We start from the raw sequence: 15320 nt of genomic DNA, 5'->3' as shown, positions 1-15320 counted from the left end.
CATGCATCGACAATAAAAGGCCTGAATCGTACCCTCCTGCATCTTGGAGGTCGCTATGTCATATCGCTATAAAATAGCAACAGTGTTTTTACTTGGGTTTTTTATTGATTGCATCAATATTTTCATGTCTGCAATTGCCTTACCCGATATAGCAACAGCTTTCTCAGTCAGCCCATCGATGGTTGCATGGGTAAGCAATGCTTATATTTTAGGTTTGGTTTTAATCATGCCCATGAGCTTATGGTTAGCAAGCGTATTGGGTGATCGGAAATTGCTGTGTTATTCAATGCTGCTCTTTTCCGTCAGCGTTTGGTTGATTGGCATGAGTGAATCAATCCATAGTTTAATTTTTTGGAGATTTGTTCAGGGTGTGGCTGGCGGATTATTAATCCCTGTCGGTCAAGCATTGGTATTTGCACTATTTCCAAACCATGAACGGCAACGTATCTCCACAATGATCATGGCAATCGCATTAATTGCACCCGCCTTTTCACCAACGATTGGCGGCATAATTATTGATGCTTTGTCTTGGCGTTGGGTGTTTTTCGCCAATATCCCCTTTACCATGATCACTGCTTTTTTAGCGTGGCGATGGATCAAAGAAACTCAAGCTAAAACGTCTGGGAAACCTGACTTTTTAGGACTGTTTATGGTCAATGTCAGCTTGTTGTGTTTGTTACTCTCTTTCTCATTATTTAATGATTACCATAGTGTTGTACTCGCGATCAGTAGCTTTCTGCTTTCCGTCACAATGCTTCTGATTTACCTCAAATACGCGAAAGGATCTGCTCATCCGATTCTTAATTTGCAATTGTTAAAAAATTATAATTTACGCAATGCATTTATCGTTTATTACGCAGTACCCGGTATTTTTACTGGTGTGAATTTACTGAATATCTTTAATTTACAACGTAACCTTGGGTTTAATGCAAAACAGACTGGCTTATTTATGCTGCTCTATGCAGTGGGTGCATTGGTATCGATGACCAGTGGTGGGCTTCTCTATCGCCATTTCGGTAAAAAGCAGCTCTTTATAATCGGTATTACGCTACATAGTTTAGGAATTTCACTGTTGTTCTGGGTTTCAAATGCCAATGATTTAAGTACCTTAATTGTTGCTTATCTACTGATGGGAATGGGTGGTGGTCTAAGTGCCAATACTGCCCAAATCAGTGCCCTTATCGATTTTAACGGCCAAGACTTATTACAAGGCAGTGTGCTGTGGAACATTAATCGACAAGTCGCTTTTAGTTTAGGTACAGTTCTTCTTATTTCAATCTTTAGTCTGTTGCCTGCTGCAAATGACTTAATACGTTATCAGCATACGTTTTTGATTGCAGCTGTGCTCTGCCTTTTATCATTAATTTCCATTTTTAAGGAGAAAACCCATGTCTAATCCTATGGACAATGCATTACAACATGTCATCGATTTACATATTTTGATTGAAAACGTATTTACAGGTCAAAATGCAAAAGAAAGCCTAAATCAACTCTTAGCCAGTTTTGATCCAAATTTTAAAATGATTACGACGCAAGGCAATGTCATTGGTTTACCCGAAATAAATGCCTTGTTTAGTCAAAATGTAGGTAATAAACCTGCGTTAAAAATTAAAATCTTGAATACGCGTGCTTTATTTGAAGCAGACAACTACTGCTGGATTCAATATCAAGAACATCAACAAAGCCATGAACCTGATACATTACGCATATCGACGGCTTGTATCAAAGTTGAATCAGGTCAATGTTATTGGGTTTATCTACATGAAACATTGGTCAATTTAGCCTCATCGAGTTAAATTGTGTGAAGAGTTTATTTATACAAAAAGTCTAAATTGCTATTCATTGTTCTTGCAATTAATAGCAATAGAATCAAAATTAGCTTTATCTTTGTAATTATGATTATGAATTAACTTTAAAAAATAAAAGTCATTTCTTTTTAAAAGCATGGATAGGCTTCTAATTAAATACCATAAACTCGTTTAAGGCGTGGTATAAGATCAATAATCTGTTCATTATCCTCTGGATTATATTCAGCATATGCTAATGCTATTAATTCCAAAACCGAGGCAAAAACTTCAAATGGCACTTTACCATCAAGTTCATCATAAAAATAAAATTCTGCTGAATCAAACACATGTCCTTCATCCACAACACTATTCATGAGTAAATAAGTTGATGTCTCTTGGAGGCTATAACCTTCACTTCGAATAGCATTTTTAAGGATATCAATAAAAGTATACCCTCCAGTACATGTAACAAAATAGTCCATAAAGAAAGACAATTCAGGGTCTGCTTCTGGATATTTTTGTAAGATATCATTTCGATTGTTTCTTAACCACTCAATCATATACTGCATCATAAAATCTCTTTAATAAATCAAAAACCTTATTTTTGTAAATATTCATCCTAAAAAATTAAGACCTTCTCATTTCCAACATTTTCTCCCAAGCCACACCGCACCAAATATCTGGTTTAATTTTAATATAATTTCCACCATAATATTCATATAAGCGTTCTAAGTCACTTAGTGTTAAAAAACCGACTATTGATTCTGAAAAGAACAATGGATTTTGATTTTTTTCGACCTCATATAGCTCAAAATTATTCTAAATGCTTTATCAACACACCAATTAATATCATGAATATAAAACTGACGTTTATAAAAATTTTCTTCTACACTTTTAATTAACTTAACAAATTCTTTATCAGCATCCATATAAAAATCACTATCAACACTTAGATTAGTAAAAAAAATTTCCAAAGTTTCAACACTTTCTTCACCATTTTCATCGATATATGTTTCACCATGTACATATATATCAATTTCACTCTGAATATTTACAATTTCAGCATTAGAAATAAAATCTGCTAAATCTAATACCATACCATTCTCAGTAACAATTTTATTAAGATTTAAAATTTCTAAATAAAAATCATATTGATTATTTTTTTGCTCTTCAACAACCCAAGCAGAATGTCCCATATTACTTATCTTTCAATATATTTTCCAATTCAATCTCCAAGATTTTCAAATCTCATCATAAATTTTCAATATTCAGGTCCTATTTTTAAGTTATTTTTACTTAAGAATAACTAAATTCCATCTTGATCACCCCCTGTATTATCAAGGCATTTCATAATAAATTCATTACCTCATATTTATTAACCATTCCCAAATACAAGATCAGTCAAACAATTTAATATTCCACCTTTATATAAATTATAACTTCCTGTTTCTGCATTAAATTCAATTAATACACCACAATAGTAGTAATAATTAATGCCCTTAAATTTAAGTTTTTTTATTTTAAAAGCTTCATTATCTAATTTAAATTGTTCAATATTTTCAACAACAATATCTTTTTTAACAATTTCAAAAAAGTGATCCTTATCATTAAGCCAAAAAAAACAATAAATTAGAAAACTATCAATATTCTCATAATATGCTGGTGCTTCTTTTTCTTGGAAGCCATAAACATAAATTTCTCCTGTATTATTTTCAATACATAAAAATTCATCATTAAAATCATGGCCAAAATAAATTGTTCCAGACGAAACCTTTTCTTCATCATGAATTTCTTCAAATGGAGGTTGAGCTAAATAATATTGTTCAAATCTATCAAACGTACAATCAGCAAACATACTAGTTATTAATGAAGTAGTATTACCATATAAAACAAAAAAGCTTCTATGCTCTGGTCTCAAAGGAATATTATTTTCTTTAATTAAGTGATCCACTCTCTCACTACATACCCCAACAACTTCTGGATAATTATTCATTAATACTTCAACAAGTTTTTCTTTACTAATCAATTTATTTCCTCAAGAAAACTATTTATTAAATTAAGTAAATCCGAACATTTGCATTTAGAAAAAACCAACTTATTTTCAATATTATCTTTATATTCAAAAAAATGATCTTCATATAAAAACCATGTGAAATAAATTGTATCATTATTCCTTGCAGTCCTCTTACAAAAATCATCAAATGTTTCTTCTAATACAATCCTGTAATAATCAGAAATTACCCCTTCAGAGTAAAAAAAACATTTATAGTTTTCATCATTAACAAACTCACTGTAATAATAACTATCCGTCAATAATTTTCTCAAAGAATTAATAAAACTAGTAACATAAGTTGGTGAATCTAAAGTACCCAAGTATTCTCCACCAATACATAATCTCAATGGTATTAATTTCGATTTTTTAAACTCTTCATCAAATTCTAAAAAAATTTGATTGTTTCCAATTTTTTTCATTTCCAACCAGCTATCTTAATAATTAATACAATACTCCAAACCTAAAATTATTTTTATTTCCATATTAAGTTAAATAAAAATCTGTTACATGAATAAAAGCTCTTTTATTTAATAAATACCTACTAATCATGCAGTAGTTTTAAAAACTCATCAAAAGTATCTGCCACCTTGACAACTCTCATTTTAGATTTACCATTTTCTTCTATAAAATCATCATGATACATAATTACCACTAGTGAATCATCAGTCGTATGGTTTTGGCGATAATCAAAGGCTATATAATCACCTCGCCCATTAACACCAAATACAATTACTTTATCATACCCTAAACCATCATTATCTTGAAATTTATAAATATTATCAGAACATGCCATTTCATTACTTGAATCAATTCAGGCTGATACTCAAACCCAAGTCTATATTTTCCCTGCACCTCGTGGTAGTGACATAATTTCTAATATGCCTTCAACTGCTTTGATTATGAGAATGCATGAACAAAAGCTTAAAGAAAATGGCTTAACATTAACCCAAAAAAAATCGTGTGATTACAACACATGGTTCCGTTCAACATTCCACGATTCGTCAGCCGATAAAACAGATTACCCCGTGAAATCTGTGAACATGTACTCGCCCATAAACTACCTGATGAGGTTGAAGCAGCTTACTTACATGGTGCTTATCTTGAGAAACGTAAGGCTTTGATTGCTGATTGGGCTGAGTTTTGTAAAGTATAAATGGCATGAATTTGATGCTTCTACATTTAAGGTAGAAGTATCAATCCATTTATTAATAATCAGAAAACTTAAAAATCAACTTACACAAAATAATTTACACGCTCTAAAAGTTAAACTCTTGCAATGTTTTCCTTTTTTTCAACAAAAGTTCGTTTACAAATTCAGGATCAATCTTTAATAGTAATTCAATAACATCATGTATTTTCCAACCATGTATTTCGGGGTAATCTATTATTTTTTCTAGATGTACCTTTAATGGCATAATGTACTCGGAATAATTATATTTAATAATGATCCAGAATAATGAGCTTATTTGAAAAGATTGATCATTAGAAGCATCTATAATTTTCAAAATATAAGGGAATATTTTCGCTCTTGCTACATCTCTATCCCCTTCCCCTTGGTCAGATTTAACAGCCCAGTAACTAATTAAAGCATCTAACGCATGCTTTAATGTTTCATCATAACCATATAGTCTATTATTAATAAAACCACTAATATGATCTTCTTCTAATAATTTAACCAACTTGGAAAAACCAACATCACCCCCCCAAAAGTCAACAACTTAGCTGCCTGAAAACTATATATTTATCAGAACTTTTAAGTAAATCTATTACGCCTTGAACTCTTGCAACAGGTATATCTTCTAAATCCAAGTCAGCTGATACTTCTGTATAATCTACATTTTCTGGAATATAAAAAGGCTTTGTTCCATAAATATATAAGTATTTGATTTTAATACACTTAATTTTAAATCAAAAAACACTCAAAACCTTTTAAATCAGACACTTAAGTAATCTTTATGTAATAAAGCCCATCTACAGTAAAACTTCAATCAATCTACTTTCTGCAATAATAAATTAACACTATTTAGATAGTTTTTACTTTATTAATTACACTAAAAATTAATATTAACTCCTTGAAAATTACAATTAATAAATTTAACACCATCGGAGCAAGAGAAATCCAAATTTGTTATAAAATCACTTATTCCATCATATTCCAAGCTAGAGAATGAGCAATTATCAAATAGAGCATTTTTCAAGTTAGCATTTAAAAATATTGCTCCTTCAAATTTTGAATCTTTTATTTCTGCATTTTCGAAATTTGAAGCTTTAAAACTAGATTTCGAAAAATCACAACCAATGATGTTTGTATTTTTAAAGTTACAACTGTTAAAATTATTATAAGAATAACTATTTCTTGGATTTCCACCATTACCAAATGCTAAACAATCTTTAAAATAACAGTTTTCAAAATTTGAATTTGGAGAAAAGAATGGTATAAATTGTACTCTTTCAAAAAAAGATCCCGAAAAATTAGTATCAATTGCTACAGCATGATGAAAGTGCGTCCTTAAAAATTTTGAACACGATAAATTTGCATGGGATAAATAATGTCCCATCCACACTTTTCCAAAGCTTAAATTACTTAAATCTATAAAAGATAGATCTATTAACTCTGACTTATCTTCTTGCATTATTACTTTTGGTAACTTCTCATATAGAGCTTTATCAATTCCTAAATTCTCATCCCACTGCAAGTGACTTTTAATCCATTTTTTTAAAAAAACATAATCAACTTCTTTGTCCCACTTATTTTCAGTTTTCATTTATTCCCCCCAATCAAAGTCTACATACGTTTTACCATTCGGTGTTGTTTTTACAATACCAATTCTATTAATTTGTGAAGGATCAATTTGAGCTGGTACAGAAATTTCTAATTCGCCACCCAAAGTATTTTTTTGAACCATACCACTAATACCAATACCTTTTGAAGAGGTCGACTGAAGGGCATCTAGATCATAACCTTTGACATTCTTTAACTCTACAACAATTCCATTTGGTCCTGCCCAATATGCCGCTCCTGCATCACCTCCTTGAGAAATAACACTAGTCGTCGTACCTCTAAATGCAGTATCTCTATTTCCTGCTTGATGAGACATTAATTCAATATTTGTCCCTCTTGCATTTAGACCATTTTTTTGTATATACGATGCCAATTGCTCTGAAGATAAATTATCTGGTAAATTTAACGATTTTGCATCTGCACCATGATAAAGTTCTTTGTATATCTGTGGATAAACTACTTCACCATTTAATAAAGCTTTATCAGAACCACTGATTAATTCTTTTGTTTTTCCAGGTAAAACTTTTTCAGAGATAACAGGCTGATTTGAAGTATTTGTAACATTATCAAAAGTATTAGTTGTTGCTTTCAAACCTTGATTTATAGCTATTGCTTCTGCACCAATACTGGCACCACCTACTCCTAGTTTAACCCAGCCAGCTGTACCTTCCGAAACACCTAATGATGTTAATGTGGATGAAACAGTTTGACCTTCTGGTAGCCCACCAAAATTATTCCAGCCTGTTCTTATATCATCAAGACCATTGATAATGAGTAAACTTGAACCACCTACTGCTACACCACAAGCCACTATTGTGGCACAGCCCACTACATCAATAGCACCTGCACCAATAGTTTGTACTACACCACCTCCCAATTGAAGCCCAGGTAATACATATTTAAAAACTGGTTCTTTAACACCTTCCCAGAATTGTTTAGTTTCAATTGCTTCTTTTACTTCAGCCCACATTTCAGGGTTTTTATTCATAAGTTCTAAAAATTTTTGTTCACTTATGATTTGTTCGTCTTTTATTCCTTCTATGAAATTCTGTCTATATTTTTCCTCTTCAGATGAATTATTTGGGGCTTTATCTCCATCAGTCAAAGAAGTATACCCCCTGTTTGCCATATCTTCAAAAATGCTATCTGGTACTTGGTCAAGTGTTAATTGCCCTGTCGCAACCAAATATTGCAATAAATTAAATTTATTGTCTTCTGGTGTGTAATGTCGGCTTTTCCCATCTGGAGATTCTGTAATCAATGCATTATTCTCCACCGCATTCTGTCCAACCACACCACTCAACTGTGCATTAAATGAGGAGTCCCCAACAGTTCCACCAACCACTGCTCCTATCGCTGCTGTCAAATCTCGAATTTGAGTCTTCACATCTTCTGGTAAAAGGTTCGGTTGGAACTCTCCATTGACATCTTGATATTCTTTTTTGTCTTTGTATTGATTGGTGAGATAATCCGCTGCTGCTTCACTTGCAACTGCTGCACTGCCCCCTGCTGCTGGGTTACCGCCATTTACATAGGCAAGTGCTGCTCCCAATATCGCATGGGCAGCCAACTGAGCAGCTTTGTTTTTGTCCTCTCCATGACCTAACTCTTTTCCAATAATATTTGCTGCATATGGTGCAAGGGCATTGGCTGCAACTTGTAAATCTGTTTGACCGCCCAATGCACCTGTAACTGCCATGGCTACTGCATTGACTGCTCGACTCTTATCTCCACCCATGCCCCAATCTTGAGCTGTTTCTGAAGCTTGTTTGTAACTCGGTGAATTATTTTTCAGAAGTTCTTGTTTCTGAGCTTCATTGTCTGAGTTTTGATACTTATTCCAATCTTCACCACCTTTGGTTTGTAGTTCTGCTATCGCTGTTTGTTCAGTGTTTTTCTTCTCTGCTTCCGCTTGTTTTTGCTGATTTTGACTATAGGTTCTTGATGCTGCCGCAATGGTTGAAGTCGCATCTGCTACGGTTTTTTGCTTGTCTAATATCTCTTGTAGATTTGGTAAGGTGTCTACACTTCGATGTGCTGTACTGGCATCACTATGGATCCCTAACGCTGTAGTCGTTGTTGCTTGACCACCAATCGTGATATTACCTTCGCTTAAGGTTGAACGAGTGACACTACTGTCTTTGTCTGATTCATGCTGTGGTAGACTTGGACTAAAACTTGTTGCATTACGCCAGTTTTCATTATTGGTCGGATTCGATGCTTTTCCATCACCTGTTGGCTTGTCTTTATTAAAGCTTGTTCCACCAGATAAACTCACCGAAGTCGCATCATAACTGCTCTTATTGTTGATATCGCTAAACGTCAAACGATTTGCAGTTAAATCATTATTTTCTTTCTTCGAGGTAGAAACAATTGCACCACCTTTGAGATCAACTTGATCGGCTTTGACATGGTAACCACCATCACCAGCAAATAAGCCTGCTTGCTGATTCACACTATTGGATGAAGCGTTTGCGCTACTGTTGGATAGATTTCCAGACGCTTGCCATGCTGTACCCAATGAAGCTTGGACACGTGCTCCTGCACCACTTTGATCTATCTTTTGTTCAACTTGGTCTTGTTGACTGATGATACTGAGCTTGCCCCCCACATCCGCATCAATACGATTTGCTGTGGCTTTAGCGCCAGCCAAAGTTGTATCCCCCTTACTCGTCAAACTCACTTTATTAGCTTCTAATGTCGTTTGAGTATGCGTGTTGCGATCAAGCTGATTACTACCTTTACCGTAGCCTGCCTCAGCATAGATATACGCACCTGTCTGTGCTCCTACCGATGCACCTACACCGACACTTAAACCAGCATTACTATTTTTACCCTGTGCCTTTTCTTGGCTTTGTCCTGATTCTAAAAGAATATTTTTAGCCGAATCTAAGCTTATTGTTTCTTTCGCTTTGACTTGAGTATTCTGTAAATGAATATCACCTGCTGTACTGGTGAGATTGACGTTACCACCCGCACTGATCTGGTTCTGTTGTGAAGTCACATAGCTATTGCTTTGTTGATTTTTACTGGTACTAAAACCTATACCAGCCTCAGCTTTAGCAACAGAACCGCCTTTGATGTCACTATAACTTTGATAGGCTTGCGCACCCGCTGCCAATCCCTGTAAAGCTTGGGTACGATCATCTGCGGCATTGCCTTTAGTGGCTTTGTCTGCCGAACCCAGCAAATCTAAAATTGGTGAACTTATCCGTTTAAATACACCGACTTTTAAATCTTTCGATGAACTGTCTGAGCTTCCAGTATTGTAATCATCCAATACACTAATTTGTTTCGCAGTAATATTGATATCTTTATTGGCAACAATATCTGCAACTTGCTGATTATAGTTATTGCCTGCCTGAATATTGACATTGCCCTCTAAACTTCCGACTTGGCTACGTTGCTGTTCAATACTTTGACTATTGCTTTGGTTTTTACCCTTCATATAGCCATAAAATTGTTCAGTATCTGAAATCTGAGCACTACCAATGCCTTTATTTGAACTGCTTTGACTTTGGCTTTGACTACTCTGTGCTGATTTAATATTGACATCATTCGCAGCATTGATCTTCACATCACCTTGTGAAGCGACTGAACTGCCAAGGATATTGATGTCACCTTTTTCTGTTTGTAATGTAGTTTTTCCACCCACAGAAAGTTGTGTACCTGTAACCTTATCTACATTTCCTTGACCTTTGTCTTTATTGTTATAAACACCTGCAGGCGCAGATTTATCACGATTGTCTATACTAAAGCCGCTTTGTTTGCTATTTGCTGTCTGGGCTTCATGATCGGTCACATAGTCCAAGTTTATGCTGTCTTTCGCATGTAATAGTGCATTTCCTTCTGCGGCAAGTTGCGCACCTTGGCTGTTTATACTGCCATCTGTAGCAATAATATTTAAATTACCTTTCGCTATTGCTTGGGTAACAACTGCTTGAGTGTTATTGTAATCACTGGTCTGACTCGATTTATGGCTGCCTGCAGTGACAACAACAGGCGTTATTGCTGCCTGAGCTGCTTTGTTTAATGCTTCAGCTCTTGACATAAGTTGACCCACAGCACTGTCAGAAAATTGGTCGCTACCTGCATTCTTTTTATAGGTCGATACAACTGCTGCCATTGGTGAATAAGTTAAGCCAACTGAAACACCTGAATTTTTACTTTGTATTAGTGAATGTAGCGTATTACTTTCATAGCCAGCATTTAGATTAACATTCACGCCTTGTAAATTTAAATCTTTGCCTGCACCCAGAATCGCTGCTTCTGATGTCAAATCCTTACCTGCTAGAATATTGGTATTTCCTTGGGTACTGATGATTTGGCTTTGAACTAAAGCAGTTGATTGATTTTTCTGCTCAGTTTTTAAACTTGACTTACCATAACCAACACTTGCTACACCACCTGAAAGACTTGCAGTAAATCCAGATTTTTTCTTGATCTCCTGTGATTCGTTCAAATAATAGTTTTCAGCTGCAATAATATTGATATTATTTTTTGCTTGGATTTGTGTAAGATCATTTGAAACAATTTGACTACCACGAATATCGATATTATTTGCGTTTAAAATAACACTCTTACCAGTGATCGTACTGACAAGAGCCTCGTCGCTTTTATCATGTATATAACTACTTTGTTGTTTACTTCCTAACAAGCCTCTACTCTTATTAAACCATTGACTCTCCATATCACTGATTTTACGTCCTTCTTCGATATGAATAAAATCTTTAGCAGTCACTTGAGTTATACCTTGCTCACTATTAAGTGCTGAACCCTGAATGTTAATATTTTGCCCATTCAATACCAACGAACCTTCACTATTGATTTGACTGCCTATGTCCTGTTGCTTTTTATACTGGTAACCATTTTTTGAATCAATTTTCAATTGTTCTGTTTGACTTGTAGTTACTGTTCCAATATCAAGATTGCCCAATGTATTAAGGATGGTCGTGCCATTACTATTATTGATTTGAGCAGCTTTTAAGTTGGTATTCCCCGCGACATCTATAAGCAAAGTAGTTTGGCTTGGATCAAGCTTTTTCTGACTGCCTGAACCAACATAAATTCCCGCCACACGATCAATACTAGTTTGTGATGAACTAAAACCACCAATTTTCGATTCCGTTGAAAGCGTTGTTGATTCAATATTCAAATTCCCGCCAACTTTCAATGCCATAGATTCTTTGGCACTAATTTGACCACCGATGTTGTTCAAATCTTTTTTGGTTTCGATAGCAACTTGATTACCATGAATCCGTCCATTTAAATTTTGGACATTATCAGCAGTAATTTGTACTGCTTGGCGACCCGCAATCGTAGCGCCATTGATCAAATCACCATCTAACTTAAACTGAATCGCATCACCAGAAAGTAAGGTACCATCTCCTTTTAAGTCACCCACTCTTGCTTTAACGTATACTTGTGGAACAAGGGCTTGAGCCTTTGTGCCATTTGGTAAGATCACAGTTTGTTCAACGAGCCAAACAATATCACTGGTCAACTGTGCTGTTTGAGCAGCAGTTAATGCTATTCCAGGGCGAAGACCATACAACTTGGCGAAACTTACCCCATTATTCATGAGTGCTTTATATTGCTCATCATCATTGGCATAACCTTCTAGGAAGCGATAACCAGTTAGGTTCGCAATCTGATCTTGCACCAAACGTTGTTCATAAAGACCATCAGCTAGACGCTTTTGTTGCAAAGCAGGATCCAGCCCAAGTGCATCCAACATATAGTCAGAGGATAACCAAGTTTTATAATTGGTAAAGCTCGGATCTGTTTCAACTAAATATCCAGCTTTACTGTTTGCATTGACACGATATAGAGCACTATTTGGAACTTTTAGCTCACTTGAATTAAGCGTTCGTATTTCATATTGTGTTGATTCATCGGTTTCACTAGGTGCATTGGCCTGTTGAGTAAAATTATTGGCTTGTGCTTGACCAGCAGTATCACCTTGTTTTTGCGATGTTTGCCCTACAGAAATATTTAAATCTTTAGACTGTAATGAAGATGAATTCTGCTGTAAGCCATTCACTTGACTACTATTATCGACTTGCTTTGTATCAGTAAGCTGTTGGTTTTGGTCATTCACTTGTCCTGCTTTTGATAAACTTACATTTTCATCAAGCAGATTTGCATTTAAATCTTTTGATTGTTGTGATGGCTGATTGAATTGACCTGTTTGTGTCTGGGTTGTATTTGATAAATCAGCTGTATGACCTGTTGTTAAATTTTTGCCATTGGCCTGCTCTGCTTGCGATACATTAATATTTGCCCCTGAAGCGCTTACATCCAAATCTTTTGATTGTAATGAAGCTTGAGCCCCTTGACCCTTCTGAGTCTGGATACTGTTGGTAAGATCAGATGCCTGACCAGTAGTCAGATTTTGAGCATTGGCTTGTTCAACCTTTGATACCGTGACTTGTGACCCTGAAACATTTAAATCCAAATCTTTTGATTGTAGCAACGGCTGGTTCTTCTGTCCTGTTTGAGACTGTATGCTGTTCAATACATTCCCAGCTTCTTTTACAGTTAAATTCTCTCCTTGAGAGTTTTGAGTTTGCTTAACCTGTGTCGAATTATTGGTATCTTTTAATCCATTTAGATTGGTTTGCTGAGTTTGACTTGATTGAGTGTTATCTCCACTTTGATTGTTAGACACCAATGTTGTCACAATTTTATTTTGGTTAAACTTCTGGTTGCCCAAAGCTTGACTGACCGCTAAATCAAATGTTTCTGTTTGGGTATTTGTAAAAGATTTATTTTTGGTTTTACGCTTCTTCTTCCCCCAACTGTTGTACACAATTTCAGATAAACGCTGTGTACCAGTTGCCACAACCTTTCTAATCCCTTTAGTATCCTCAAGATCACCAGATGTGATACTCCCGCCTAAATTAGACAATACGCCACCTGCCAAGATTTGGCTTTTATCATTCAGCACTTGAGCACCATCAAGATTTAAAGCACTACCCGCTTTAATTTGACCAGGCGCGGATTCTATGACTCGCGTCTCAGAAGTCACTTGGCTATAAGTATATTTGGCCCAATCTTCCTTTTTATCTTTTCTTGCAATAAGTACCCCATCAAATGTTTTCCAATCACCCTGATAAAATTTTTCAAGATTATCCTTGCGCTCAATTTCAACCAGTTGGGTCTTAAAGTTCTTATTAATATTGTTGATTTGCTTCGCTGACAAACGCATATTGCCTAACGATTCAATCGTCGCACTTTCATTATTGATCACTAAGGCTTGCCCGACAGTCTTGTCATTGGCATCTAATCCACCACCGAGATATAAGTTACCAGCACTAAAAATCAATGATTGGCTTGCATAGTCAGCTGTGTTTGCCAAGTTATTCAAAACCTGAACACCCAAATACATATCACCACGTGAAGCAATCACTGGAGCAACACCAGCACTATTAGGTTGATTATTTAAAGTATTTGCATTGATCGCAAGCGTTGTTCCATAAATACGTCCAGTACCTTGATTGTTGAGTGTATTCGCTTGTAGGCGAGTATAATCACCATTGATCAATCCGGTATTATTCAACTCATTTTGTGCAGTCAATCGGGTTTCATGGCTTTCAATTTTAGCATCAACCATATTGCCAATATTGACGGCATTTATATCCAGTCGATTACCTGAATTGATCGTTCCATAATTAATGATATTGCCTTGAGTAATCAGGCTTAAGTTTTGATTGGCCTGTAATTGAGCACCTACACCATGAGTATAGCTCTCTTTTAAGTTCACTTGAGCATCACCCAAACTTAAAACTTTGCCATTCCCTGAAAGGGATTTCGCTGTCAAATTCAGTCCAGTGCCTGATAAAATTTGCCCTTTTAAGTTATTAATTTCTAGTTGATCGCCCACGATGATCAGTTGTTTTTCACTGCTGATTTGACCTGATTGATTATTCAATATTTGACGAATATTCAGATTTTGGTTACCACTACTGCGGATAGCACCTGTTTGGTTATTTAAAATATTGGTCGTGATATTTAAATTATTTGCATCAATCCCCTGAATTGATGTGTCAGTTGGACTGATTGTCAGTGTATTTTGATTATCCAATTGTTGTGTGGTGATATTTAAGTCACCTACTGCCATGATATGACTATCAGCATCACTTGGCTTTAACTTACCATTGTTATTAATTCGATCAATATTGAGTGTCATTCCCCCCATAGACAACAATTGTCCAGACTGATTATCCAGTAGTTGGTTTTGTCCTGTTCCCCAAATATTTAATTGTTTCCCTGCGAGTATTGTGCCTTGTTGATTCAATACTTGATTGACTTGGATACCTAGCTCTTTAGCACTTGCAAGATATCCCTGTGAATTATTCAACGTTTTAACATTACTTAGCTGTATATCACCTTGACTCAGTATGCCTCCTTGTTGACCACTATTGGTGTTTACAAGATCCTGATTGTGAGTATCAATCTGGATGTTATGCTGAGCCTGAATCAACCCTTGATTATTGTTTAATCGTCCAGAGTCAATTTTAATACTTTCAGAACTTAACGTTCCCTGACTGTTATCCAGTAGCTGCCCTTGGCTATTGAGTTGTAGTAAATTTTTACTATTGATTTGCCCCTGAGCGTTATTCACACCATTCGCGACAATATTGATCCCTTGACCAGCTTGGATTAGCCCTTGTTGATTTTCAAGACGGAATTGTCC

General features: G+C 35.4%; 10 protein-coding genes and 1 pseudogene. 3 read left to right on the top strand and 8 right to left on the bottom strand.

Features of this window, described 5'->3' with window-relative positions; genetic code table 11:
- The first annotated feature begins 55 nt into the window (after positions 1-55).
- Together ACQ7EO_RS05010 and ACQ7EO_RS05005 are read left to right on the top strand one after the other, a co-directional pair.
- On the top strand, positions 56-1396 hold the full coding sequence (locus ACQ7EO_RS05010; protein ID WP_314341184.1) for an MFS transporter: 1341 nt from the start codon (positions 56-58) through the stop codon (positions 1394-1396).
- Positions 1389-1796, top strand: a complete 408-nt coding sequence (locus tag ACQ7EO_RS05005) for a hypothetical protein (protein WP_434279047.1) — start codon at positions 1389-1391, stop codon at positions 1794-1796. Before ACQ7EO_RS05010 ends, ACQ7EO_RS05005 begins: the two co-directional genes overlap by 8 nt.
- A 164-nt stretch (positions 1797-1960) precedes the next feature.
- On the opposite strand, the gene ACQ7EO_RS05000 is transcribed toward ACQ7EO_RS05005, so the two are convergent.
- The 5 genes from ACQ7EO_RS05000 to ACQ7EO_RS04980 all read right to left on the bottom strand — a co-directional run bounded on the left by ACQ7EO_RS05000 (position 1961) and on the right by ACQ7EO_RS04980 (position 4633).
- Positions 1961-2359, bottom strand: coding sequence for a hypothetical protein (locus ACQ7EO_RS05000; RefSeq protein WP_434279046.1), 399 nt, complete (start codon positions 2357-2359; stop codon positions 1961-1963).
- Between the two features lie 183 nt (positions 2360-2542).
- Positions 2543-2983 (bottom strand): thioesterase, encoded by a 441-nt coding sequence (locus ACQ7EO_RS04995; protein WP_434279045.1) that lies wholly within the window; start codon positions 2981-2983, stop codon positions 2543-2545.
- A 179-nt stretch (positions 2984-3162) separates the two neighbouring features.
- Complete coding sequence (locus tag ACQ7EO_RS04990; RefSeq protein WP_434279044.1) at positions 3163-3813, bottom strand: hypothetical protein; 651 nt, start codon at positions 3811-3813, stop codon at positions 3163-3165.
- Positions 3810-4259 (bottom strand): hypothetical protein, encoded by a 450-nt coding sequence (locus ACQ7EO_RS04985; RefSeq protein ID WP_434279043.1) that lies wholly within the window; start codon positions 4257-4259, stop codon positions 3810-3812. Before ACQ7EO_RS04985 ends, ACQ7EO_RS04990 begins: the two co-directional genes overlap by 4 nt.
- Before the next feature lie 122 nt (positions 4260-4381).
- Positions 4382-4633, bottom strand: a complete 252-nt coding sequence (locus ACQ7EO_RS04980) for an SMI1/KNR4 family protein (protein ID WP_434279042.1) — start codon at positions 4631-4633, stop codon at positions 4382-4384.
- Here ACQ7EO_RS04980 and ACQ7EO_RS04975 point away from each other — a divergent pair.
- A pseudogene (locus tag ACQ7EO_RS04975) lies at positions 4617-4993 on the top strand (tyrosine-type recombinase/integrase); the annotation flags it as partial. The gene ACQ7EO_RS04980 and the pseudogene ACQ7EO_RS04975 overlap by 17 nt on opposite strands.
- A 103-nt stretch (positions 4994-5096) precedes the next feature.
- Here the strand turns inward: ACQ7EO_RS04975 and ACQ7EO_RS04970 are convergent.
- The 3 genes from ACQ7EO_RS04970 to ACQ7EO_RS04960 form a co-directional block, all read right to left on the bottom strand.
- Positions 5097-5519 (bottom strand): hypothetical protein, encoded by a 423-nt coding sequence (locus ACQ7EO_RS04970; RefSeq protein ID WP_157762369.1) that lies wholly within the window; start codon positions 5517-5519, stop codon positions 5097-5099.
- A 372-nt stretch (positions 5520-5891) separates the two neighbouring features.
- Positions 5892-6605 (bottom strand): pentapeptide repeat-containing protein, encoded by a 714-nt coding sequence (locus ACQ7EO_RS04965; RefSeq protein ID WP_434279041.1) that lies wholly within the window; start codon positions 6603-6605, stop codon positions 5892-5894.
- Positions 6606-15248: a hemagglutinin repeat-containing protein gene (locus ACQ7EO_RS04960; protein WP_434279040.1), complete on the bottom strand. Its 8643-nt coding sequence runs from the start codon at positions 15246-15248 to the stop codon at positions 6606-6608.
- Between the last annotated feature and the right edge of the window lie 72 nt (positions 15249-15320).

It is taken from the genome of Acinetobacter sp. CE-15, assembly GCF_051059255.1.
Taxonomy (GTDB): Bacteria; Pseudomonadota; Gammaproteobacteria; order Pseudomonadales; family Moraxellaceae; genus Acinetobacter; species Acinetobacter guillouiae.
The sequence above is the reverse complement of the archived record's forward strand: the minus strand, read 5'-3'. Positions and strand labels throughout refer to the sequence as shown.